The sequence below is a fragment of the Rhodococcus sp. 15-2388-1-1a genome, from assembly GCF_002259145.1.
In the GTDB taxonomy this organism is placed as follows: domain Bacteria; phylum Actinomycetota; class Actinomycetes; order Mycobacteriales; family Mycobacteriaceae; genus Rhodococcoides.
Map to the genome: position 1 here is coordinate 261,318 of NZ_NPFP01000008.1, position 24,046 is coordinate 285,363.

Annotated in this window: 25 protein-coding genes; 20 read left to right on the forward strand and 5 right to left on the reverse strand. The window is 65.2% G+C overall.

Translation table 11 applies throughout. The features are described from left to right. The first annotated feature begins 63 nt into the window (after nt 1–63). The 7 genes from CH302_RS05720 (at nt 64) to CH302_RS05750 (ending at nt 6,928) form a co-directional block, all read left to right on the forward strand. A complete protein-coding gene (locus CH302_RS05720) occupies nt 64–408 on the forward strand; it encodes a histone-like nucleoid-structuring protein Lsr2 (protein WP_037189646.1) in 345 nt (114 codons plus the stop codon). A gap of 357 nt (nt 409–765) precedes the next feature. Further along, entirely contained in the window at nt 766–1,122 is a 357-nt protein-coding gene (locus CH302_RS05725) for a YraN family protein (RefSeq protein ID WP_037190169.1), read from the forward strand. Continuing rightward, nucleotides 1,122–2,627 (forward strand): YifB family Mg chelatase-like AAA ATPase, encoded by a 1,506-nt coding sequence (locus CH302_RS05730; protein ID WP_037189645.1) that lies wholly within the window; start codon nt 1,122–1,124, stop codon nt 2,625–2,627. The genes CH302_RS05725 and CH302_RS05730 overlap by 1 nt, the downstream gene beginning before the upstream one ends. Further along, nucleotides 2,624–3,745, forward strand: a complete 1,122-nt coding sequence (gene dprA, locus CH302_RS05735; RefSeq protein WP_037189644.1) for a DNA-processing protein DprA — start codon at nt 2,624–2,626, stop codon at nt 3,743–3,745. The genes CH302_RS05730 and dprA overlap by 4 nt, the downstream gene beginning before the upstream one ends. Before the next feature lie 96 nt (nt 3,746–3,841). Next, entirely contained in the window at nt 3,842–4,624 is a 783-nt protein-coding gene (locus CH302_RS05740; protein ID WP_037189643.1) for a siderophore-interacting protein, read from the forward strand. Nucleotides 4,625–4,693: 69 nt separating this feature from the next. Continuing rightward, entirely contained in the window at nt 4,694–5,572 is an 879-nt protein-coding gene (locus tag CH302_RS05745) for a tyrosine-type recombinase/integrase (RefSeq protein WP_094649898.1), read from the forward strand. Between the two features lie 162 nt (nt 5,573–5,734). After that, nucleotides 5,735–6,928, forward strand: coding sequence for a MinD/ParA family ATP-binding protein (locus CH302_RS05750; protein WP_317809380.1), 1,194 nt, complete (start codon nt 5,735–5,737; stop codon nt 6,926–6,928). Between the two features lie 3 nt (nt 6,929–6,931). Here the strand turns inward: CH302_RS05750 and CH302_RS05755 are convergent, their stop codons facing one another. After that, on the reverse strand, nt 6,932–7,423 hold the full coding sequence (locus CH302_RS05755; protein WP_037189639.1) for a M23 family metallopeptidase: 492 nt from the start codon (nt 7,421–7,423) through the stop codon (nt 6,932–6,934). A 361-nt stretch (nt 7,424–7,784) separates the two neighbouring features. On the opposite strand from CH302_RS05755, the gene rpsB reads away from it, so the two are divergent. The 6 genes from rpsB to CH302_RS05785 all read left to right on the forward strand — a co-directional run bounded on the left by rpsB (nt 7,785) and on the right by CH302_RS05785 (nt 12,864). Then, a complete protein-coding gene (gene rpsB, locus CH302_RS05760) occupies nt 7,785–8,672 on the forward strand; it encodes a 30S ribosomal protein S2 (RefSeq protein ID WP_037189638.1) in 888 nt (295 codons plus the stop codon). 160 nt (nt 8,673–8,832) lie between these two features. Then, nucleotides 8,833–9,657, forward strand: coding sequence for a translation elongation factor Ts (gene tsf, locus CH302_RS05765; RefSeq protein ID WP_037189637.1), 825 nt, complete (start codon nt 8,833–8,835; stop codon nt 9,655–9,657). Between the two features lie 177 nt (nt 9,658–9,834). After that, on the forward strand, nt 9,835–10,563 hold the full coding sequence (gene pyrH, locus CH302_RS05770; protein WP_032397808.1) for a UMP kinase: 729 nt from the start codon (nt 9,835–9,837) through the stop codon (nt 10,561–10,563). A 55-nt stretch (nt 10,564–10,618) separates the two neighbouring features. Next, nucleotides 10,619–11,176, forward strand: a complete 558-nt coding sequence (frr, locus tag CH302_RS05775; RefSeq protein ID WP_037189636.1) for a ribosome recycling factor — start codon at nt 10,619–10,621, stop codon at nt 11,174–11,176. A 36-nt stretch (nt 11,177–11,212) separates the two neighbouring features. Next, complete coding sequence (locus CH302_RS05780; RefSeq protein WP_037189635.1) at nt 11,213–12,127, forward strand: phosphatidate cytidylyltransferase; 915 nt, start codon at nt 11,213–11,215, stop codon at nt 12,125–12,127. Nucleotides 12,128–12,165: 38 nt separating this feature from the next. After that, nucleotides 12,166–12,864, forward strand: coding sequence for a class I SAM-dependent methyltransferase (locus tag CH302_RS05785; RefSeq protein ID WP_037190167.1), 699 nt, complete (start codon nt 12,166–12,168; stop codon nt 12,862–12,864). 45 nt (nt 12,865–12,909) lie between these two features. On the opposite strand, the gene CH302_RS05790 is transcribed toward CH302_RS05785, so the two are convergent. Both CH302_RS05790 and CH302_RS05795 read right to left on the reverse strand, forming a co-directional pair. Beyond that, complete coding sequence (locus tag CH302_RS05790) at nt 12,910–13,752, reverse strand: HpcH/HpaI aldolase/citrate lyase family protein (RefSeq protein WP_037189633.1); 843 nt, start codon at nt 13,750–13,752, stop codon at nt 12,910–12,912. Between the two features lie 108 nt (nt 13,753–13,860). Next, entirely contained in the window at nt 13,861–14,280 is a 420-nt protein-coding gene (locus CH302_RS05795; protein WP_037190165.1) for a LapA family protein, read from the reverse strand. A 159-nt stretch (nt 14,281–14,439) separates the two neighbouring features. Between CH302_RS05795 and rlmN the strand changes: the two genes are divergently transcribed. After that, nucleotides 14,440–15,591, forward strand: coding sequence for a 23S rRNA (adenine(2503)-C(2))-methyltransferase RlmN (gene rlmN, locus CH302_RS05800; protein ID WP_052047521.1), 1,152 nt, complete (start codon nt 14,440–14,442; stop codon nt 15,589–15,591). Nucleotides 15,592–15,599: 8 nt separating this feature from the next. Here rlmN and CH302_RS05805 read toward each other — a convergent pair whose 3' ends face one another. Further along, nucleotides 15,600–15,869, reverse strand: a complete 270-nt coding sequence (locus CH302_RS05805; RefSeq protein WP_037189628.1) for a DUF2631 domain-containing protein — start codon at nt 15,867–15,869, stop codon at nt 15,600–15,602. Between the two features lie 217 nt (nt 15,870–16,086). On the opposite strand from CH302_RS05805, the gene puuE reads away from it, so the two are divergent. Then, nucleotides 16,087–16,986, forward strand: a complete 900-nt coding sequence (gene puuE, locus CH302_RS05810; protein WP_037190161.1) for an allantoinase PuuE — start codon at nt 16,087–16,089, stop codon at nt 16,984–16,986. A 1-nt stretch (nt 16,987) separates the two neighbouring features. On the opposite strand, the gene CH302_RS05815 is transcribed toward puuE, so the two are convergent. Beyond that, nucleotides 16,988–17,509: a DUF1990 family protein gene (locus CH302_RS05815; RefSeq protein ID WP_037189627.1), complete on the reverse strand. Its 522-nt coding sequence runs from the start codon at nt 17,507–17,509 to the stop codon at nt 16,988–16,990. Between the two features lie 69 nt (nt 17,510–17,578). Between CH302_RS05815 and dxr the strand changes: the two genes are divergently transcribed. From dxr to CH302_RS05840, 5 genes are all read left to right on the forward strand, one after another. Continuing rightward, nucleotides 17,579–18,772 (forward strand): 1-deoxy-D-xylulose-5-phosphate reductoisomerase, encoded by a 1,194-nt coding sequence (gene dxr / locus CH302_RS05820; RefSeq protein WP_176460647.1) that lies wholly within the window; start codon nt 17,579–17,581, stop codon nt 18,770–18,772. Between the two features lie 6 nt (nt 18,773–18,778). After that, nucleotides 18,779–19,990 carry a M50 family metallopeptidase gene (locus CH302_RS05825; RefSeq protein WP_037189626.1) on the forward strand — a complete coding sequence of 404 codons (1,212 nt, stop codon included), beginning with the start codon at nt 18,779–18,781 and terminating at the stop codon, nt 19,988–19,990. A 37-nt stretch (nt 19,991–20,027) separates the two neighbouring features. Next, nucleotides 20,028–21,191 (forward strand): flavodoxin-dependent (E)-4-hydroxy-3-methylbut-2-enyl-diphosphate synthase, encoded by a 1,164-nt coding sequence (ispG, locus tag CH302_RS05830; RefSeq protein WP_037189624.1) that lies wholly within the window; start codon nt 20,028–20,030, stop codon nt 21,189–21,191. Nucleotides 21,192–21,312: 121 nt separating this feature from the next. Beyond that, nucleotides 21,313–22,149: a GNAT family N-acetyltransferase gene (locus CH302_RS05835; protein WP_037189622.1), complete on the forward strand. Its 837-nt coding sequence runs from the start codon at nt 21,313–21,315 to the stop codon at nt 22,147–22,149. 82 nt (nt 22,150–22,231) lie between these two features. Then, nucleotides 22,232–24,046 carry a penicillin-binding transpeptidase domain-containing protein gene (locus CH302_RS05840; protein WP_037189621.1) on the forward strand — a complete coding sequence of 605 codons (1,815 nt, stop codon included), beginning with the start codon at nt 22,232–22,234 and terminating at the stop codon, nt 24,044–24,046.

Consider the following 24,046-nt stretch of genomic DNA (forward strand, 5'->3'; position numbering starts at 1 on the left):
TGGATACGAGAATGGGTGGTAGAACTTGAATATCACATCCCCCAGACGTGTAAGAGGTACGAGATGGCACGCAAGACACTTGTGCAGATGATCGACGATGTGGACGGATCGGTCATCAAAGACGGCCAAGGTGAATCCATCGAATTCGGCATCGGTGGAAACCAGTACCGCATCGATTTGAATCTCAAGCATGCCAACGAATTGCACGAACAGTTGGCGTTTTGGATCGAGCATGCCGAGAAGATTTCCGGACGCCGTACCCGTAAGGGCGGTGCGGCAGCAGCACCGGTTCGCGGCAAGGTCGATCTGCAGGACATTCGAGCATGGGCACGCGAGAACGGCCACGAGGTCAGTGCCCGCGGCCGCATCAGTCAGGATGTGCAGGCGGCATACGAGGCTGCTCACTGACAGTCCTTCGAAACCGAGGCGTGAAGTCTCGGCAGACGTTCTACGTATCGGTACTTTCGGGTTTCGGTACCGATACACCGCATCAGCTCCGTCCGATTTCATGAATCCGGACGGAGCTTTTTGCGTATCGGGTCTGCTCTCACCCGGCCGCTCGGACACGCTCGAGCCGTAGCACGGTGGTCCGACACAGCGGACCGATCGCCGCCGACAATCGGACCGTCGGTCCACAGTCGAGTAGTTGTCCACAGGGCAATTTCCCACCTGCACTTTCTTCGTTTCTCCTCTTTCGGGTCGTGCCACCGTCGAGACGACCGAATCGGCCGCAATACACGGTCGGAGAGTGGAGGAATGGCGGACATGGCAACCAACCAGGAACTCGGTGCGCGCGGTGAGGAACTCGCGGTGCGCCATCTCGAGGACATCGGCCTGGATGTGATCGAGCGGAATTGGCGGCATCGGTCCGGAGAACTCGACATCATCGCGCGCGACGGCGACACCATGGTTTTCGTCGAAGTGAAGACTCGCTCGGGAATCGGTTACGGAACACCGGCCGAAGCGGTGACGTACGCGAAACAGACGCGAATCAGAGGTCTCGCGCTGCGGTGGCTTTCGCTGCAGCAGGGACCGTGGTTACAGATCAGGTTCGATGTGATCGCAATAGTGGTCGGTCGTCACGAAGAACCGGTCATCACGCACGTTCGGTCCGCGTTCTGATGCCACTCGGGAGAGCGCATTCGGTGGCGGTCAACGGGGTCGACGGTGTGTTGGTGGAGATCGAAGCGGACATCGGGCAGGGCTTGCCCGGTACGCATCTGGTCGGGTTGCCCGATACTGCTCTGAACGAATCGCGTGATCGAGTCAAGGCTGCGGTGAAGAACTCGGGCGGAACGTGGCCGGACAGCCGGGTGATTCTCGCTCTGTCGCCCGCGACCCTGCCGAAGGGCGGATCGGTGTACGACTTGGCATTGGCGCTGTCGGTTCTCGACGCTGCCAAAGCGATTCCGCGTGGATGCCTGTCCGACACGGTGTTTCTGGGTGAGTTGGCACTCGATGGCAGGCTGCGCGCAGTTCGTGGGGTCCTGCCCGGGGTGCTCGCGGTCAAGAGTGCTGGCTGGCAGCGGGTGGTCGTTCCGCTGCAGTGTCTGCCCGAAGCGGGGCTGGTGGACGGGATCGAGGTGCTGGGTGCGGGTTCGCTCGGGGACGTGGTGGCCTGGCTACGTGGTGAGCAGGCCCTCGAATCACCCATCCCGACCGAATGGCACGAGGAGATCTACCCGGACCTCAGTGATGTTGCGGGACAGGCGGATGCGCGATGGGCTCTGGAGGTCGCCGCCGCAGGCGCACATCACATCATGCTGACCGGGCCACCGGGCATCGGAAAAACGATGCTCGCGCAACGTCTTCCGGGGATTCTGCCCCCGCTGACCGAATCGGAAGCGCTCGAAGTGACAGCGATCCACTCGGTGGCGGGCCTGTTGACCACGGCGCGGCCGCTCATCACGTCGCCGCCGTTCATCGCTCCGCACCATTCGACCTCGGTGAGCGCCTTGGTAGGGGGCGGAACCGGAATGGCCAAACCGGGAGCGGTCAGTCGCGCACATCGAGGGGTCCTGTTTCTGGACGAGTGCGCCGAGATGAGCGTTCGGGTACTCGAGGCGTTGCGTACTCCGTTGGAGGACGGCGAGATTCGCATTGCTCGTCGCGACGGTGTGGCCAGGTATCCGGCCAGATTTCAGTTGGTTCTCGCAGCCAATCCGTGCCCGTGTGCACCCGCGCGGCAGGTGGACTGCGTCTGCCCGCCCACAGCGCGACGCAAATATCTCGGCAAGCTGTCCGGGCCGTTGCTGGATCGCGTCGATCTGCGCATTCAGATGATGGGTGTCGCGACAGGTGCACTGGTCGACGAGGTAGGGGAGGGTACGAGCGAGATTCGCGCACGCGTGACCGGGGCCAGGGACGCCGCCGCGCAGCGGTGGCGGGAGTTCGGCTGGAGGACCAACGCGGAGGTTCCAGGACCCGCTCTGCGCCAACGATTTCGATTGGCGCGCTCGACGCTCGCTCCGGTCGAGCGCGCGTTGCGCAACGGATGGCTGACCGCGCGCGGCGCGGACCGCGCTATTCGGGTGGCGTGGACGCTGAACGATCTGGCCGGTGGTTCGGTCCCCGGTGCCGACGAGGTCGGAGCCGCGTTGGACTTCCGTGACAGGGGAGTGGCATGACGCACGACACGCGCCGACTCGCCTGGGCGTATCTCTCTCGCGTGGCGCAAGGCCCGCATCGGCCGGTGGTCGATCATGCTGCAGCTCACGGTCCCGAATCGACGGCAGACGCAGTGCGGGCGGGCAGGTTGGGAGAGAGGCTCGCGGTCCGCGCCCACATCGATACCGCGGCAGCGGATCTCGACCACATCGCTGCGCTCGGTGGCCGGTTGATCACGCCGGACGACGACGAATGGCCGGCGTGGCGCTTTCTCGGATTCGACGGACCGGGAATGACCGCAGGGGTGGACACCTGTCCGCCGATTGCGTTGTGGGCGCTGGGAACTCGGCAGGTGGCAACGATCACCGAGCGATCGGTGTCGATCGTCGGGACTCGTGCATCGAGTCCTTACGGCGATCATGTGACGGCGGAGATATCCGCCGATCTGGCGCTCGACGGCTGGACCATCATCTCGGGAGCGGCTTTCGGCATCGACGCCGCGGCACATCGGGCGGCCCTCGGAGTCGAGGGTAAGACGATGGCGGTGCTCGCCTGTGGCGTCGATCGTGCGTATCCAGCGGGTCATTCGCGGCTACTGCGGCAGATCGCTGCTCACGGGCTGGTTCTCAGTGAGTACGCGCCGGGCACGACGCCGGCGAAGCATCGTTTCCTCGCTCGCAACAGGCTCGTCGCGGCACTCGGATCGGCTGTGGTGGTCGTCGAGGCCGGGTGGCGGAGCGGTGCTCGCAACACGGCGGCATGGGCTGCGAAACTGGGTCGGCCAGTCCTGGCGGTCCCTGGGCCGGTCACGTCGCCTTCGTCCACCGGCTGTCACCGCATGATCCGGGACGGCGAGGCCGTGCTGGTGTCGAACTCTCACGACGTGGTCGCCGAGGCGGGCGCTCTCGGGTCCCCGGAGGAGTCTCGGCCCGACCTCTTTCGCGAGACCGATGCGCTCTCGGACACGGCCCTGTTGATCTACGACGCGTTGCCGGCATCCGGATCACTGTCGAGTCGAGAATTGTCCGAGCACTCCGGTGTGCCGTTGAGCAAGGTGCGCGCATCCCTGCCGGTAATGGAGATGGACGGATTCGTGGCCAGCGACGAGACCGGATGGTTCCGCGTGGTGCGTGGGTGAGCGCACTATCGTTCACGAGCTCGGACGGTAGGGTGTTAGGTAATGCTTAGTCGATGCATCGGGTATCGGCGTCGTTCGCTCGAAGAGGGGTCCGAAGTGCCACGCAAGAAAACCACCCTGTCCGTCCTGCGCACCGAAGCGCTCACCCCGCACATGCACCGGGTCTACCTGGGTGGGGCCAACTTCGACGACTTCGATGCGATCGACGAGACCGACGCCTACGTCAAGTTGTTCCTCGGTACCGAGGACGAACCGATCATGCGCACGTACACCGTTCGCTCGGTCGACACCGGCGCGCGGGAGATAGCCATCGACTTCGTGGTGCACGGAGACGAGGGAGTAGCCGGGCCGTGGGCCACCCGCGCGAAGGCGGGAGACGAGATGTCGTTCTTCGGCCCCTCCGGTGGGTACGCCCCGCGCCCCGACGCCGACTGGCACCTGTTCGCCGGCGACGAATCGGCGATTCCGGCGATCTCGGCTGCCGTCGAGGCGCTCCCGGAAGACGCCATCGCCAAGGTCTTCATCGAAGTCGCCGACCGGCACGACGAGATCTACATGGAGACGCTCGCCGTCGTCGATGTGACCTGGGTCCACCGGGGCGCGTCCTCGAACGAGGTCGGGGACGACCGGGCGGGAGACAACGCGCCGTTGATCGCAGCGGTGAAGGGAACCGAATGGCTGCCGGGGCAAGCGCAGGTCTTCGTACACGGGGAAGCGCAGGCCGTCATGCACAACATCCGGCCCTACATCCGCAAGGAGCGCGGGGTCGGTGCCGAGTGGGCCTCGATTTCGGGGTACTGGCGTCGCGGCCGAACCGAGGAGACGTTCCGCGTGTGGAAGCGCGAACTCGCACAGGCCGAATCCGGAGTCGATGCCTGATCCGGCGACAAGCCAGCTCGGACGGCGTGTCCGGTTGTCGCGCGGCCTGCCGGCGCTCAAGCTGAGCCGATGACCGATTCGCTGCCGCCTCACCTCGGCGTTCACGTCGAGGAGTTCGCCGAGCATCTTCGACTCGGTCGAGAGCGATCCGAGCACACCATCCGGGCCTACGTCTCCGATGCTCGTTCACTGCTCGCGCACTTCGCCGAGTCCTCGCCGGATGCCACGATCGCCGACCTCGACCTCCGGGCAGTGCGTTCGTGGTTGGCCACGCACTCGGCGGCCGGATCGGCCAGAACGTCGATGGCGAGGCGAACCTCGTCGGCAAGGACGTTCGGGAAGTGGCTCGAGCGGGTGGGAGCAGTGACGGCGGCACCGGCAGAACGCCTGGCCGGTCCGGCCGGCCACCGCACGCTGCCCGGTGTTCTTCGCCACAGCCAGGCGGCACAGGCGTTGGCCGCTGCCGAATCGGGTGCCGCCGAGCTCGACCCCATCGCGCTGCGGGACAGGCTCATCGTCGAGTTGCTGTACGCGACCGGGGTGCGCGTGGGGGAGTTGTGTGGACTCGACATCGACGACGTGGACACCGAGCGCCGCCTGGTCCGCGTCATCGGCAAGGGAAACAAGGAACGCTCGGCTCCGTACGGTGGACCGGCAGCCCACGCGGTCGAGAACTGGCTGGTCAGCGGCAGACCCGAACTGGTCTCGGATCGATCCGGTGCGGCATTGCTGCTGGGACGTCGAGGTGGACGGCTCGACCAACGGCAGGCGAGAACGGCGGTACACGCGGTACTCGACACCGTCCCCGGTGGTCCCAGCCTCGGCCCACACGGACTGCGTCATACAGCGGCAACTCACTTGCTCGAAGGTGGAGCCGATCTGAGGGTGGTGCAGGAGTTGCTCGGCCACGCCTCTCTGGCGACCACCCTAGCGTCGTGTACCGACTGACAACACCGAATACGGGGGACCGTGGACCGCGACCGACCGCAAGGTACTTCGGAGACGTGGTCCATGCATGTCCGGAACGGCTCCGCCGCCGATCATCAGAGCTCCTCTGGTCGGTCGGACAGCGCACGCGACACTGCCGGCGGGCCCGTATCGTCGAATTCGATGTCCACTCCCCGCTCGACGCCTCGGCAGCCGCCACCCTGGCAGACACCCGACTCGGGCGACCGACAGCCGATGCCGCCGCGGTACAACCCGCCGGTGCCGGTCGAGCCCGGGCCTCCGGCCGTGCAGCCGGACCGGTACCAGCCGGACCGATACCTGCCGGTGCCGCCGCACACCGAGGATTCTCGGACGCACCCCGATCGATGGTCGCCACAACCTTGGTCGGGGGCACCCAACGCCTATCGACCCAACAGTCAGGATCTGGGCGCGGACTCGCTGCTCAAGCGTCCCAAGCGAGCGTCGAACTCGGGCTGGCGGCGAGGCGTGCACCGGCTCACCGGCGGCGTCATCAACCCAGGCGAATCGACGGCCGAAGAGCGGTACCGAAACCAGGTCGAACGCATTCGGCAGCCGGTGCTCGGCGACTACCGGATCGCCTTCCTGTCGCTCAAGGGTGGCGTCGGTAAGACGACGACCACGCTGGGCCTCGGTTCGACTTTCGCATCGCTGCGCGGAGATTGCGTCATCGCGGTGGACGCAAATCCCGACTTCGGCACCCTGGGGGAGCGAGTTCCGCGTCAGACGGCGTCGACCGTGCGCGATCTGCTGGCCGCCGCACCCAACATTCGTCGCTACTCCGACATCCGCGAGCACACCTCGCAGGCGCCGAGTCGACTCGAAGTGTTGGCCGGCGAGCGCGACCCCGCCGCGTCGGAGATGTTCGGCGAAGAGGACTACCGCGCCGTCATCGACATGCTGCAGGTGTACTACAACCTGATCCTGACCGACTGCGGCACCGGGATCATGCACTCGGCGATGAACGGGGTGCTGCAACTGGCGAACGCGCTGGTTCTGGTCAGCTCGCCGGCAGTCGACGGTGCGCGCAGTGCTGCGGCGACGCTGGACTGGCTGGAGCTGCACGGCTACGGCCATCTGGTCGAACGGACCGTGGTGGTGATCAGCTCTGTCCGCCCGGGTTCGTCGGCGGTGGACATGAACTTGCTGCAACAGCACTTCCTCGAGCGCTGTCGCGCCGTGCTGGTGGTTCCGTTCGACGAGCACCTCGCCGAGGGTGCCGTGGTCGATCTCGACCTGTTGCGTCCCCAGACTCGAAGTGCGTTCGTCGAACTCGCGGCGATGGTCGCCGACGATTTTCCCGCGGCGTCCGGCAGACACTCCGGCCCACAGCGCTGACGATCATCTGCCGTCTTCGTCGAGGGGTTTCAACCTGATCGGAGTCGCGCGCACCGACGCCGTGGGATCGAGATAGTCGCGGCCACGTCTGATGCCCCAGTGCAGGCACGTTGACGTGCAGCTCTCGTGCCCCGAGGTCAACGAACCCAGCACGGTCCCTCGACGAACTCGCGCGCCGGCGGCAACCGAGGCCAGCACAGGTTCGTACGTCGATCTCAGTCCGCCCGGATGATCCACCGATACGACGGGCTTTCCCGCGACCGACCCGGCGAACACCACGGTGCCGTCGGCGACGGCCAGAACCGACTGGCCCTCCTGTGCGGCCAGGTCCACACCACGGTGGCCGGGCAGCCAGTTCTGCTCGGGACGGTCGAACGGGGTGACGACCTGCGGCCGCGGCTGCAGCGGCCAGGCGAACGTGCCTGGCTGCGCCGATGCGACCGGCGTCGAGAGAGCTACCGCCGTCGCGAGGCACACGGCGAGTGTGCGGCGCATGGGAGAGGTGTTCACCCGTCGACTATCTCCTGGATCGGAGCGATCGAACGGACCCGAGGGTGATTTGTGGACAAGTGATTTCTTCGTCCACAGGCCCCGGAATCTCTTGACAGTCGGGCCTGGTTATGACGGGGGCGGTGGCAGGTCTACACTCGTCACTTGCGGCCTGTGCGTGCACGGGTCGACTTCGCGCGTCCGCGTCATCGCATCGTCTGCTTCGAGCAGAATCACCGATACGAGAACCGGTTGTCGGCGGTCCTGAGATCTTCGTGATGTCAGGTCCGGCAACTTCAGCGGGCGCCAGGGCAGAGGTCACCGACACTCTGCGTCAACCGCACCATCGAAAGAGAGTTCTTCAGCCATGGCTGTAGTAACAATGAAGCAGCTGCTCGACAGCGGCACACACTTCGGACACCAGACCCGTCGCTGGAACCCGAAGATGAAGCGATTCATCTTCACCGACCGCAACGGCATCTACATCATCGACTTGCAGCAGACTCTGACCTTCATCGACAGGGCCTACGAGTTCGTCAAGGAGACCGTTGCCCACAATGGCACGGTTCTGTTCGTCGGCACCAAGAAGCAGGCGCAGGAGTCCATCGCCGCTGAGGCAACCCGCGTGGGCATGCCCTACGTGAACCAGCGCTGGCTCGGTGGCATGCTCACCAACTTCCAGACGGTGCACAAGCGTCTGCTCCGCCTCAAGGAGCTCGAGGCCATGGAGCAGACCGGTGGCTTCGAGGGACGCACCAAGAAGGAAATCCTCATGCTCACGCGTGAGATGACCAAGCTCGACCGCACCCTCGGTGGCATCCGGGACATGTCCAAGGTTCCGTCGGCCATCTGGATCGTCGACACCAACAAGGAGCACCTCGCGGTTGCCGAGGCTCGCAAGCTGAACATCCCGGTCATCGCGATCCTCGACACCAACTGCGATCCCGACGTGGTCGACTACCCGATCCCGGGTAACGACGACGCGATCCGTTCCGCTGCGCTGCTGACCAAGGTCGTCGCATCCGCAGTCGCCGAGGGCGTGCAGGCGCGAGCAGGTCAGAACACTGCATCCGACGCCAAGCCCGAGGTCGGCGCAGGCGAGCCCCTCGCCGAGTGGGAGCTCGAGCAGCTCGCTCAGGCTTCACCGGCAGCAGAGGCTCCCGCAGCAGAGGCCCCCGCGGCGGACGCTCCGGCAGCAGAGGCTCCCGCGGCGGACGCTCCGGCAGCAGAAGAAGCACCGGCCGCTCAGGCTTGATCGAATTCGGTCCCGGTTCACCCTCAGGGGTGGGCCGGGGCCGCTTCGGTATGTCAGGGTTGTGGTCGTAACGGCTCCGCAGTGAGCCCGTCGATCCCGCCCTGTGAACAGCATTTTTCGTCAACGCCCGTACCCAGACTTTTGAGGAGGCTCGCCCACGATGGCGAACTACACTGCCGCCGACGTCAAGCGGCTCCGTGAGCTCACCGGCTCCGGAATGATGGACTGCAAGAACGCGCTCGCCGAGAACGACGGAGACTACGACAAGGCCGTCGAGTACCTGCGTATCAAGGGTGCCAAGGACGTCGGCAAGCGCGCCGAGCGCAACACCGCCGAAGGCCTCGTCGTCGCCGAGGGTGGAGTGCTCGTGGAGATCAACTCCGAAACCGACTTCGTGGCCAAGAACGACGAGTTCCAGACGTTCGCCGCGTCCGTCGCGGCGACGGCTGCAGCAGGCAAGCCGGCCGACGTCGATGCACTCAAGGCGCTCGACCTGAACGGCAAGACGGTCGAAACGGCTCTGAACGAGCTGTCGGCGAAGATCGGCGAGAAGCTCGAACTGCGTCGCGTCGTGTCCTACGACGGCAACACCGCCACGTACCTGCACAAGCGCAGCGCGGACCTGCCGCCTGCCGTCGGCGTGCTGGTCGAGTACACCGGTGACGGCGATGCCGCAGGAGATGCCGCACGCGCAGCTGCGATGCAGATCGCAGCCCTCAAGGCCAAGTACGTCACGCGCGACGAGGTCCCCGAGGACCTCGTGGCCGCCGAGCGTCGCATCGCCGAGGAGACCGCTCGCGAAGAAGGCAAGCCGGAGCAGGCACTGCCGAAGATCGTCGAAGGTCGCGTGAACGGATTCTTCAAGGACGTCGTTCTCACCGAACAGAAGTCGGTGCAGGACGGCAACAAGACCGTCAAGGCCATTCTCGACGAGGCCGGCGTCACCATCACCCGCTTCTCTCGGTTCGAGGTCGGCGCCAGCTAGTCTGCGCACCGGTTCGGTCGAGGCGATGCCGTTCATTCGATTCCATCGAGTGGGCGGCATCGCTCGTGCGCGGGGCAGGTGGGTGTGCAGGACGGAGCCCTGTCCACCACCCGGGCATCGATAGGGCAGGATGATCCAAGAAGAAACCGTAGTGTTCGACGAGTACCGAGGAGAGCTATGACCGATCCGGCCCCTGACCGTCCCGGGTTCCGACGCGTGATGCTCAAACTGGGTGGGGAGATGTTCGGAGGCGGCCAGGTCGGTCTCGATCCGGATGTCGTGAACAACGTTGCCGAACAGATCGCCGAGGTGGTGGCCACCGGGGTTCAGGTCGCGGTGGTGATCGGCGGTGGCAATTTCTTCCGTGGTGCCGAACTGCAGCAGCGCGGCATGGACAGGTCTCGCTCGGACTACATGGGCATGCTGGGTACCGTGATGAACTGTCTTGCGCTGCAAGACTTTCTGGAGAAGCAAGGCGTTGCCACCAGGGTGCAGACCGCGATCACGATGGGTCAGGTCGCAGAGCCGTACCTCCCGCTGCGTGCGCGACGGCACCTGGAGAAGGGGCGCGTCGTGATCTTCGGAGCCGGCATGGGCATGCCGTATTTCTCCACCGACACCACGGCTGCCCAGCGCGCGCTGGAAATCGGTGCCGAGGTGTTGTTGATGGCCAAGGCGGTCGACGGCGTGTACTCGGCCGATCCGCGCCTCGACCCCGATGCCACGATGTTCGACACCATCACGCACCGCGAAGCCATCGAACAGGGACTCAAGGTTGCCGACGCGACGGCCTTCAGCCTGTGCATGGACAATCAGATGCCGATGCTGGTGTTCAATTTGCTGATTCAGGGAAATATCGCTCGCGCTGTGTCCGGTGAGAAGATCGGCACGCTGGTCACGTCGTGATCGTCGCCGACAGTGACGTGAGCGAATCGAAGACGAAGACGATGGAGGACAGATCGTGATTGACGAAGCTCTCTTCGATGCCGAAGAGAAGATGGAAAAGGCCGTATCGGTTGCACGTGACGATCTGTCCTCGATTCGCACCGGACGTGCCAACCCCGGAATGTTCTCCCGCATCGTCATCGAGTACTACGGTGCCCTGACGCCGATCACCCAGCTCGCCAGTATCAGCGTCCCCGAAGCGCGCCTCGTGGTCATCAAGCCGTACGAGTCCAATCAGCTCGGGCCCATCGAAACCGCCATTCGCAACTCCGACCTCGGTGTCAATCCCACCAACGACGGCAACCTCATTCGAATCGGAGTTCCGCAGCTCACCGAGGAACGGCGCCGCGAATTCGTCAAGCAGGCCAAGGGCAAGGGCGAGGACGCGAAGGTGTCGATTCGCAACGTCCGCCGGAAGACGATGGAAGAGCTCAAGCGAATCCAGAAGGACGGCGAAGCAGGCGAGGACGAGGTCGTCCGCGCCGAGAACGATCTCGACAAGACCACTGCGAAGTACACCGCCTCCGTCGACGAACTCGTCAAGCGCAAAGAGGGCGAGCTGATGGAGGTCTGACCCGACCTCGACAGCTGCTTTTCACGACGGACGACGATGAAATTCGAGGAGATGACGACAGTGGTGGGACCGGATCGGCAGGAGGGCAGCGGTACGCCCGCTGCCTCGTCCGGGGTCGCCGCAGCGAAGTCGACGGGCAAGGCAGGCCGTAATCTGCCCGCCGCGATCGGAGTCGGCGGCTCGTTGGGCATCGGTCTGATTCTCGTCCTCGTCTTCGTGCCGCTGGTGTGGATCGGGGTGGTGGCCGTCGCGCTGGCCGTTGCCACCTACGAGGTGTCGAAGCGCCTGCGCGAGGGTGGGGTACTGGTGCCCCGCATTCCCCTGATCCTCGGCGGTCAGGCGATGATCTGGCTCGGCTGGCCGTTCGGGGCGGTCGGTGTGCTCAGCGCTGCCGTGGGCACCGTCCTGGTGTGCATGGTGTGGCTGCTGCTGCGGCAGGGATTCGGCACCGCTCCGAAGAACTACCTCGAAGAACTTTCCGTCACCGTCCTCGTGGCATGTTGGTTGCCGCTGCTGGCCTCGTTCACCGTCCTGATGGTGCTGCAGGACAACGGCGCAGGCCGCATCCTGGTGTTCGTCATCGGCGTCGTGTGCTCGGACATCGGCGGCTACATCGCGGGTGTGTTGTTCGGAAAGCACCCGATGGCACCTGCCATCAGCCCGAAGAAGTCCTGGGAGGGGCTCGCCGGGTCACTCATCTTCTGCATCATCGGATGTCTGCTGACGGTCACGCTCATCCTCGAGGCCAACTCGATGATCGGCATCCTTCTCGGCGTGGTGCTGGTGGTGACCGGCACGTTGGGCGATCTGATCGAGTCGCAGGTCAAGCGTGATCTCCGCATCAAGGACATGGGCACCCTGCTGCCCGGCCACGGCGGCATCATGGACAGGCTCGACTCACTGCTGCCCTCGGCTTTCGTGGCATGGCTCGTCTTCACCGTTCTCCTCTGAGCAGACTGCTCTCGGGCGTGCGCAGTGATGTCACCGGGGTGATTCCCAGCCCGAACATCTGGAACTGGCCACACCTGTACGAGGCGGAGAACCGCGCTCAGGACGTCGACGGTGCACTGTTCGATGCGATCCGGTCGGTGGCGGACTGGTCGGCGAAGACTGTCGTCGACGTCGGCTGCGGAAGCGGCTTCCATCTTCCGATCTTCGCGGCCGACGCCCAACGAGTACTGGGAATCGAGCCGCACGAATCACTCGCCGCCTCGGCGAAAACACGAGTCGCGAACCTGCCGAACGTCGAGGTGAGGACGGCGCAGGCGGATTCCCTCCCGATCGGCGACGGCACCGTGGACGTCGTCCATGCGCGCACCGCGTACTTCTTCGGACCGGGCTGCGGGCCGGGAATCGTCGACGCCATGCGCGTGCTCGGGCCGGGCGGAGCGTTGGTCGTCGTGGATCTGGACGCCACCGCGTCGCCGTACGGGGATTGGATGCGGGCCGATCTACCGCACTACGACCCGTTCACGGTCGAGGCGTTCTTCGAGGCACAGGGTTTTGCACTGACCCGCGTCGACACGAGGTGGTCGTTCCCGAATCGACGCGTGATGCGCGATGTGCTGGGAATCGAGTTCGGCCCACGCGTTGCGCGTGATGCCACGAAGTCGGTGGACGGGGTGTCGTTCGATGTCCGGTATCGAGTCCACGTCCGATACAAGCCGACCGGAATCGAGTTGCGCTAGCGAGCCGGTGGGCCACGGCCGACGCACCTCGACTGCGGGGCTGTATCAGGAGGCGGCAGAGATCCCGAAGATCTCCGCCAGTTCGTTGATCTTGAGTGCTTTCGCCAGACGAGGTAGGTCGCTTCCGTCCTTGACGTGTGCTCCGTCGGCACCGAGGGCATCGATGACGTCACGGGCCCACGACACATCCGTGGGTGACGGGGCGAGCTCGCGGTTGACGATGGCAGCCTGCTCCGAATGCATGCACAGCTTGCCCGTCATGCCCATCGACAGGGTCAGAGCTGCATCGCGTCCGAGGATGCTGTCGTTGGCCGTCAGTGTCGGTCCGTCGATCGGCCCCGGGATGCGCGCTGCGCGTGAGGACACGACCAGGCGCGAGCGGGGGTATGCCATCGCCAGGGGGTCGTCGCTCATGCCCGTGTCGCGGCGGAAGTCGCCACTGCCGAAGGCGAGACGGAACGTCGAATCCGCGCGGGCGATCTCCGTAGCGGCTTCGAGGCCCATCGCCGACTCCACCAGTGCCAGGATCGGGGTGCCGGGTGCCAGGCGAGCAGCTGTTGCCTCGACCTGGCCGCCGCTCTCGGTCTTCGCGAGCATGACACCGACCAGTCCGGGTAGGCCGGACAGAGCGGCGAGGTCATCGGCCCAGTACGGGGTCGTTGCGTCGTTGATGCGGACCCATGCAGAGTTTCCTTCGCCGAGCCACCGCACGACGGCCTCCCGCGCGGCCGGCTTCTTGGCCGGCGCGACTGCGTCTTCGATGTCGAGGATGACGGCATCGACTCCCGACGCGACGGCGTCGCCGAAAGTTTCGGGCTTGGTGGCCGGTACCAGCAGCCAGGACCGTGCTCGGTCGGGGGCTACGCCGGATGCCACGGGTGTCTCCATGAAAGTTGTCACGTCATGCTCCTCGAGTGAAGTGGGGCACCCCAAGCCTGATCGATTCAGTCGATGCGCGCCACCTTCTGTACATAGTGTTCACGATCTGTGCTGCTGCTACTTCTTCTTCGCTGCGCGTCGGACTTGAAGGATTCGAGCTCCGCCGACCATTGCCATGACCAGTGCACCTGCGATCGCGGCCAGCAGCATGCTGATGCCCAGAGGCAGATCGAGCTGCCAGGCGAAGATCTGTACGGTGACGGAGTCGAGATTCTGCACGATGAACACGAGCAGAACGACCAGGACCACGGCCCCGACCACCAGGCCGGTCCACAGCGCAGCGGTGCGGGTGTGGGCGATGTCGGTCGAGCTGCCTGCCTGGGGCTCCGGGACGAACTCGGGATCCGGCGCGGAATGACCGTCCGAATCCGGAGTCGTGATGGGAGCGAGGTCACCCGAGGCGCTGTGGTCGCCGGGGTGAACCGCACCTGATGTGTCCAGCGATGTCTCGTGACTGTCGTCAGCTCTGGTGGCCATGTCGATGATCCTTCCGCACGTGAAGGCCGAATGCACGTGCATCCGGCCACGACCTCGATACCCATCGGGTAACGGACGGAAACCGGCGCGAATAGGACTGCGAGGCAATGAGGTGGACAATGGAAACATGCAGCGTCAGCGAAAGATGGGGGGTGGAGCATGAGTGACTCCGCCGAGGCAACGAACACGTCGACCGAGCAGAAGAGGCCCAATCTCCCCTTGGTCTTCACTGCGCCGCGTCGCGGCATGCCGTCGCGTCACCTCGCCGACCTGGACAAAGAGGGTCTGCGGGATGCGGTGAAGGCGCTCGGTCTGCCTGCGTTTCGCGCCGACCAGCTGGCCCGGCACTACTACGGGCGTCTGGAGGCCGACACCACCAAGATGACCGACCTTCCGGCCGAGGCCCGCGAGAAGGTCGGTGCCGATCTCTTTCCCACGTTGCTGACGCCGATCAAGCACCTGGCATGTGACGACGGTGACACTCGAAAGACCCTGTGGAAGGCCAACGACGGAACACTTCTCGAAAGTGTCCTGATGCGGTACCCGGATCGGGCGACTCTGTGCATCTCGAGTCAGGCCGGCTGCGGAATGGCCTGTCCCTTCTGTGCGACCGGCCAGGCCGGCCTGACGAGGAACCTGTCGACGGCCGAGATCGTCGACCAGGTCCGTTCGGCTGCAGCCGATCTGCGTGACGGCGTGGTCCACGGGGGCGAAGGACGACTGTCGAACGTGGTCTTCATGGGGATGGGCGAGCCCCTGGCGAACTACAAGAGGGTCGTCTCCGCGGTGCGCAAGATCGTCTCGCCCGCACCCGACGGACTCGGCCTCTCACAGCGATCGGTGACGGTGTCGACGGTCGGACTGGCACCGGCCATTCGAAAGCTGGCCGACGAGGGACTGTCGGTGACGCTGGCGGTGTCGTTGCACACGCCCGACGACGAGCTCCGCGACACGCTGGTTCCGGTCAACAATCGCTGGTCGGTGGCCGAAGTACTGTCGGCGGCCAGGTACTACGCCGATCAGACCGGTCGGCGTGTGTCGATCGAGTACGCGATGATCCGGGACGTGAACGATCAGCCGTGGCGAGCGGACATGTTGGGCAAGAAGCTGCACAAGGCGCTCGGCTCGCGGGTCCACGTGAACCTGATCCCACTCAATCCGACTCCGGGTAGCGAATGGGACGCCAGCCCGAAGCCGGTGGAGAGAGAATTCGTTCGTCGGGTGATCGCGCAGGGTGTCTCGTGCACCGTCCGTGACACCCGCGGTCAGGAGATCGCCGCGGCGTGCGGTCAGCTGGCAGCCGAGAACTGAATCGGTTGCTAGCGGGGCTTGCGGCGGACGATCACGTCTCGCACGACGAGGCCGACCAGCGTCGCCGCGAATCCGATCAACCACAGATCCTCGACCTTGCCGGTGTGGTTGCCGATCATCATGAACAGCAGGAACACGGCGACGACGATGGCGGCCACCCGCATCGCGCGATTCGACTCACCACTCCACCCCCACTCGGCGGACGGCACGTCCGGCACCTCGTGGCGGGTATCGACGACCTGGTCGTACGAAGCGGATTCCAGTTCGGTATTGGCCACCGGTCGGTCCTCTCGGGTGATGAATTCTCGAAGTCGTCCTTCACGGGGCGTCGAGCCTGCCGCGTTCGGACAATATTGGCATACGACCGCCCGTCGTAGCCATCAGGGTTGTGTGCTCACCCGGCGCGACAGCCGACTTCGATGAGAGACTGCGGCGGTGACGTCCGAGCGCCTTCCGCATCCGCTGACCCAGTTTCCGTTGAGCTACCCCCGAGACATGGTGGGATACGGCCGCACGCCGCCGCATGCCCAGTGGCCGGGTGAGGCCAACATCGCTGTTCAGTTCGTCCTCAACTACGAGGAGGGTGCGGAGAACAACGTCCTCGACGGTGACACCAAATCCGAGACGTTCCTCTCGGAAATGATCGGGGCACAAGCCTTTCCGAACCGCCACATGAGCATGGAGTCGCTGTACGAGTACGGCTCGAGGGCCGGCGTGTGGCGGGTGCTGCGGGCGTTCGAGAAACGCGACCTACCCCTGACGGTGTTCGCTGTCGCGAAGGCCATGGAACGAAACCCGGAAGTGGTTGCCGCACTGGCGGAATTGGGCCACGAGATCGCCTGCCACGGTCTGCGGTGGCTGTCCTACCAGCAGATCGACGAGAACGTCGAGCGCGAGCACATGGCCGAGGCCGTGGCCATCCTTCAGGGCCTCACCGGCTCGGCCCCGCTCGGGTGGTACACCGGACGTGACTCTCCGAACACCCGGTCGCTCGTCGTCGAGCACGGTGGATTCGTGTACGACTCGGATTCCTACGCCGACGATCTTCCCTACTGGGAGAAGGTCTCTCGCGGCTCCGAGGTGGTCGATCATCTGGTGGTGCCGTACACCCTCGACACGAACGACATGAGATTCGCCTCGCCGGGCGGCTTCTCGACCGGGGACGAGTTCTATGCGCATCTGCGGGACGCGTTCGACGTGCTGTACGCCGAGGGGGAGAACGGCAGCCCCAAGATGCTCTCGGTCGGACTGCACTGCAGGCTGGTCGGCAGGCCGGCTCGCATCGCCGCCCTCGAACGTTTTCTCGATCACGTTCAGTCTCACGAGAAGGTGTGGGTGGCGAAGCGAATCGACATCGCCGAGCACTGGCGCGCCGTACACCCGCCCTCCTCCTGACTCAGCGCGGCGACCGGCACGCTGACTCCAGCGCGGCCAGATAGCGATCGGTGAACAGGGCCTGGACCCGCTTGCCCACCGGACCACCGAGCCTGGTGTACCAGCGGCCGGGGTTCGAGAACGCGGTGATGTGCGCGGAGACCGTCCCGTCCTCGGGGGAGTAGTCGACGTAGAACAGTTCCTCGCCGGACTCGGGATGGCCGTCGAGCGTGCCGTAGGCGAAGCCCTGTCGGTTGGCCTCGTCGATGACGTAGACGACCCGGCACGGGATGCGGACGGGCCCGAGGGTGAGCACGACCACGGCGTCGGGGACGGCGTTGTCGTTGCTGGAATGAACCTTCAGCCCGGTGCCGCGATGCATGTCCCAGCGCATCAGTGCGTCGGCTGCGGCAACGAAGTCGTCGACTCCGGATCCGATGACGCGCGACTTCTCGACGTGGTGGTAACCGGTCGGGAGCCTGCCGCTCGTTGCCCCTACGTCGGCGTAGTTGAACGATGCTGCGGTGTACTTCGAGACGTCCATGTCTTCCACCCTGCCAGCATCGGCGGAGCGCATAGGGGTTTCTCAGGCTCGGTAGGCAACAATGGACCGGTGTCAGACCATCGTGAGCGAACGACCACCTCGGATCGCCCCGAGCCGATTCGCGTGCTGCTGCTGGGGAGCACCGGCTCGATCGGAACCCAAGCGCTCGACGTCATCGCAGCAAACCCGGATCGCTTCGTCGTCGTGGGTCTTGCGGCCGGCGGCGGAAACATCGACCTTCTTCGTCGTCAGATCGCCGAGACCGGCGTTCGGCGTGTCGCCGTGGCCGACCCCGCCGCTGCCGCCGAGCTCGACCTTCCCGGGGTTCTGAGCGGGCCCCGTGCGGTGACCGAGCTCGTCGAATCGACGCAGGCCGACGTGGTGCTCAACGCGCTGGTGGGCTCGCTCGGTCTCGAACCGACGTTGGCGGCGCTGAAGACCGGAGCCCGGCTGGCGTTGGCCAACAAGGAATCGCTGGTGGCAGGCGGCGAACTCGTACTCGCTGCCGCCGCGCCGGGACAGATCGTTCCGGTGGACTCGGAGCATTCGGCGCTGGCGCAATGCCTGCGCAGTGGCCACCGAAGCGAGGTGGATCGACTGATCCTCACCGCATCGGGTGGACCGTTCCGAGGCTGGAGCGAAACGGAACTGAAGTCGGTGACGCCTGCCCAGGCCGCGGCTCATCCCACCTGGTCGATGGGTCCGATGAACACGTTGAACTCGGCGACGCTGGTCAACAAGGGCCTCGAGCTCATCGAAGCGCATCTGCTGTTCGGGGTGCCGTACGAGAAGATCGACGTCACCGTGCACCGGCAATCCATCGTTCATTCGATGGTCACGTTCGTGGACGGATCCACCATTGCGCAGGCCAGCCCGCCGGACATGAAGCTGCCGATCGGGTTGGCGCTCGGGTGGCCGGAGCGAGTGCCCGACGTCGCGCGTGCACTCGATTTCACTGCAGCGTTCTCCTGGGACTTCGAACCACTCGACGATCGAGTGTTCCCCGCCGTTCAGCTGGCCCGCGAGGCCGGAATCATGGGCGGGTGCATGACGGCGGTGTACAACGCGTCCAACGAGATCGCTGCCGAGGCGTTCCTCGCCGGCCGCATCGAATTCCCCGAGATCGTGCACACGGTGCGGGCCGTTGTCAGCGACGGCGGAGGGGACTGGTCGGCGGTGCCGACTACCGTGGACGACGTCCTCGCGGCGGATTCCTGGGCTCGCGCACATGCGCGTGAGCTACTGAAACAGAAGGGCCTTTAGACTCACATGCTGTTCGCTCTGGGCGTGGTGCTGTTTGCCGTCGGCATCGGTGTGTCGATCGCACTGCACGAGGCAGGACACATGTGGACCGCGAAAGCGCTCGGCATGAAGGTTCGCCGGTACTACATCGGGTTCGGTCCCAAGATTTTCTCCTTCCGGCGCGGCGAGACCGAATACGGCCTCAAGGCGATCCCGGCCGGTGGCTTCTGCGATATCGCCGGAATGACGGCGATCGACGAACTCGCACCCGACGAGGTCGAGCGCGCGATGTACCGCCAGAAGACGTGGAAGCGGATCGTCGTCATGGTCGGCGGCATCGCGATGAACTTCGTACTCGGCATCGTGCTGGTCTATGCGCTGGTCCTCGGCTGGGGAACGGTCGACCGTGAGACACCGACGACGACGGTTCAGGGTGTCGTCTGTGTCGGGACGACGCAAACGGTCGACGGGGAGATCGCGGAGTGCACGGGTGACGGTCCGGCCGCGGCGGCAGGTCTGCGGCAGGGCGACATCATCACCGCGGTGGACGGCAAGCCCACGGAGGTCTGGTCCGACGCCGTGCTCGCCATCCAGGCGTCGTCGGGCTCGGTCGACCTGACAGTCGACCGTGACGGTGCTTCGCAGACGATCACGGTCCCGGTCACACAGGTTCAGCGATACGTCATCGATCCCGACACCGGCGCGAAGGAATCGACGACGGTCGGGGCGGTGGGTGTCACCGGAGGTCCGCCGCCGAACATCACGTACAACCCGATCGAAGCGGTGCCCGAGACGTTCGTCTTCACCGGAGAGATCTTCGTGCAGACCGGCAAAGCTCTCGTGCAGCTACCGACCAAGGTGCAGGCGCTGTGGGAGTCGATCTTCGGCGGCGAACGCGGCCTCGACACTCCGATGAGCGTCGTGGGCGCCAGCGTCATCGGTGGTCAGGCCGCAGAGACGAACAACTGGGCGACGTTCGTCGGACTGCTCGCGTCCTTGAACTTCTTCCTCGGAGCGTTCAACATCGTGCCGTTGTTGCCGTTGGACGGCGGCCATATCGCCGTGACCATCTACGAGCGGATCAGGAACATCTTCCGCAACCGTCGCGGCCTGCCCGACGGTGCGCCGGTGGACTACATGAAGCTGATGCCGGTCACCTACGTGGTCATCGTCGTTTTCATCGGGTTCTCCTTGTTGACACTCACGGCGGACATCGTCAACCCGATTCAATTGTTCTAAGTAGACTCGTCAGTCGTAGCTAGGAAAGAAGGCCACTGTGTCCGTGTCAGTCGGATTGGGAATGCCGGCACCGCCGGTGCCAGTACTCGCGCCGCGTCGAAAGACCAGGCAGCTCCAGGTCGGGTCCGTGGGGGTGGGCAGCGACAGCCCCATCTCGGTGCAGTCCATGTGCACCACCAAGACCCACGACATCAACGCCACGCTGCAGCAGATCGCCGAACTCACGGCATCGGGCTGCGACATCGTGCGTGTGGCATGCCCCACACAGGACGACGCGGATGCATTGTCGATCATCGCCAAGAAGAGTCAGATTCCGGTGATCGCCGACATCCACTTCCAGCCCAAGTACATTTTCGCCGCGATCGACGCAGGGTGCGCCGCGGTACGAGTGAACCCAGGCAACATCAAGGAATTCGACGGCCGGGTCAAGGAAGTCGCCAAAGCTGCCGGTGACGCGAACATTCCGATCCGCATCGGCGTCAACGCCGGATCGCTCGACCCTCGCCTGATGAAGAAGTACGGCAAGGCGACACCGGAGGCCCTGGTGGAGTCCGCGCTGTGGGAGGCGGGTCTGTTCGAGGAGCACGGGTTCGGCGACATCAAGATCTCCGTCAAGCACAACGACCCGGTCGTCATGGTCGCCGCGTACGAGCAACTCGCTGCGCAGTGCGACTACCCGCTGCACCTCGGCGTCACCGAAGCCGGGCCCGCGTTCCAGGGGACCATCAAGTCCGCAGTCGCCTTCGGCGCGTTGCTGTCCAAGGGGATCGGCGACACCATTCGCGTCTCCCTGTCGGCCCCGCCTGCGGAGGAGATCAAGGTCGGCAACCAGATTCTGCAGTCCTTCAATCTCCGCCCCCGCAAGCTCGAGATCGTCTCGTGCCCGTCATGTGGACGGGCGCAGGTCGACGTGTACACCCTGGCCGACGAGGTCACCGCGGGACTGGAGGGCATGGAGATTCCGCTTCGCGTCGCCGTGATGGGATGTGTCGTCAACGGACCGGGCGAGGCGCGTGACGCCGACCTCGGCGTGGCGTCGGGCAACGGCAAGGGCCAGATCTTCGTCAAGGGCAAGGTCATCAAGACCGTGCCCGAGGCTCAGATCGTGGAGACCTTGATCGAGGAAGCAATGCGCATCGCCGAGGAATTCGACAAGGATGAGACTGCAGACGGTGGCGCACCGGTCGTGACGGTCAGCTGAGCAGGTTCGACCGGTTCGGTGTCCGGTTTGCCGCTCTGCCACCGGCGGAACAGGTTCTCTGGAATGATGCGGTACACGCTCGGTCGGTGTGTATGCGGTAGGTGGGTCAGGAGGTCGGTAGGTGCTCAAGCTCCTCGGTGCGAAGCCTCTCGGTAATCGGGACGTGGCGCACGTCCTGCGGGTGCTCGACGCCGACCCGGTCGCCACCTGCATGGTCGCCGCTCGGGTGCAGGAATCCGGACTGGATCCGAGATCGTTTCACGGTGAGATGTGGAGCCGAGGCGGCCCCGACGAGTCGTTGTGTTTCTACGGAGCCAACCTCGTTCCTCTGCTCGGATCCAGCGACGATCTGCGATCCTTCGCCGATCGCGCATGCCGCGGACCACGGCTGTGTTCCTCATTGGTCGGTCGAGCCGAACTGACGCTTCCGCTGTGGGAGATGCTCGAGACCGACTGGGGTCCCGCCCGCGAGGTCCGCGGTGAGCAGCCGCTGCTGGCCACGTCCGTTCGGTCGTCCATCACGCCCGATCCACACGTCCGCCTCGTTCGCCCCGAGGAGCTGGACGTGTATCTGACTGCGGCAGTGGCGATGTTCATCGAGGAAGTCGGTGTCGACCCGAGACAGAACGACGGCGGCCGCGGATACCGACGACGGATCTCGAGTCTGATTGCTGCGCAGCGCGCGTGGGCTCGATTCGAGGACGGTCGGGTGGTGTTCAAGGCCGAGATCGGGTCGCAGTCGGCGACGGTGGGACAGATCCAGGGGGTGTGGGTTCACCCCGATCGGCGGGGGCACGGTCTCGGCGCGTCCGGTACCGCCGCGGTGGTGAACTCGGTGGTCCGCCAGGGCCGCACCGCGAGCCTGTACGTCAACAGTTTCAACTACGTCGCCCGACGGGCCTACGCGAAAATCGGCCTGACCCAGGTGGCGACCTTCACGACGGTGCTCCTCGACTAGTTCGAACGTCTCTCGATCGGGTTGTGGCGAACCGCGATTCGTTGCCGCAGCCGGAGGCAGCGCCCTATTACGATGGGGCGCAATGAGATCACGTGGTGCAACCGAAGTGCGGTATCGGGTCGGAGCGGTATCGGTGGTCGCAGCCGTCATTGCTGCCGCCCTCACCGGATGTACCCCCAAGCCCGACGGGCCCGAGCCGGCCGCCCAGGCATTTCTTGCCGCGTTCGAGTCCAACGACATCGCCGCCGCGGCGGCGGACACCGACAAGCCCGACGCGGCGGCCACGGCACTGACCGAGGCGTGGACCAATCTTCAGGCCGAAACCCTGGATGCCGAGACGACGTCGGTGCAGGTCGACGGTGACACCGCCACAGTCGGCTACACCTACACGTGGCGGCTGCCGAAGGATCGCGTGTGGACGTACGACGGTCAGCTGAACATGGGGCGCAGCGAGGGCGAGTGGGTGGTGCGCTGGACGGCGTCGGACATCCATCCCAAGCTCGGCGACACCCAGACGATGTCCCTGCGATCCACGGCGGCTCCGCGCGCACGAGTCAACGAGCGCTCCGGGACCGACGTGTTGGTGCCGGGCGTGGTGCACCGAATCAAGTTCGACGCGGCGAATGCGAACAACGTGGTGGCCTCGGCGACGGCGCTGTCGACGTTGCTGACGCCGTTCGATGCGTCCATCACCGCGCAGTCCATCGTCGAGTCCGCCACCTCGGTCGACGGCGACTACCCGGTGGCGTTGCTTCGAGACAGTGACTACCAGCCGATCTCGGCCGCACTGACCGAGATCCCGGGAGTCACCGCGTCCGACGAATCGGATCTGGTGTCCACCGACCCCACGTTCGCACCGGACCTCGTCGGCCAGGTCAAGAAGGCCGTCATCGACGAGGTCGACGGCAAGGCGGGGTGGAGTGTGGTGACCACGAACCGCAACGGCGTCGACATCGATGTCCTCACCGACACCCCGCCGGAGCCCTCTCCGTCGTTCTCGATCAGTCTCGATCGCAACATTCAGGTCGCGGCTCAGCGAGCGGTGAACGCGCGCACCGAGCAGGCGATGACGGTGGTCATCCAGCCGTCCACCGGTGCCATCCTGGCGGTGGCACAGAACCCGGCTGCCGATCGGGACGGACCGGTCGCGTCCGCCGGCCTCTATCCGCCGGGGTCCACGTTCAAGATCATCACTGCAGGTGCCGCGATCTCCAGCGGACTTGCGACTCCGGGCAGCACAGTCCCGTGTCCGGGTCGCATCGTGATCGGTGAGCGCAGCGTGCCCAACTACAACGAGTTCGCGCTCGGTGACGTGACGATGAGTACTGCGTTCACCCGATCGTGCAACACCTCGTTCGCCAAGCTGGCCAGCGAGATGTCGCCCGACGCGTTGACCGTCGCGGCGTCCCAGTTCGGCGTCGGCCCGGACTACGACGTTGTGGGACTGCCGACCGACTCCGGTTCGGTGCCACCGGCCGAGGAGCTCGTCCAGCGCACCGAGGACGGCTTCGGTCAGGGCAGAGTGGTCGTGTCGACGTTCGGTATGGCCCTGGCCGCCGCGACGGTGGCTCATGGCTCGACGCCGGTGCCGAACCTCCTGGTCGGACGTGACACCGTGATCACCGGAGACCATCCGCCGATCGAGCCTGCGATGGTCGACGGGCTGCGCGGAATGATGCGTTCGGTGGTCACCAGCGGTACGGCCGAGCGCATCGCAGACCAGGGCGAGGTCTACGGCAAGACCGGTGAAGCAGAGGTCGACGGCGGCTCGCACTCGTGGTTCGTCGGCTACCGCGGAGACATTGCGTTCGCCACCCTCGTGGTGCGGGGCGGCAGCTCGGACAACGCCGTCGCGGTGACCCGAGAGATGTTCGAGCAACTGCCGCCCGGGTACTGA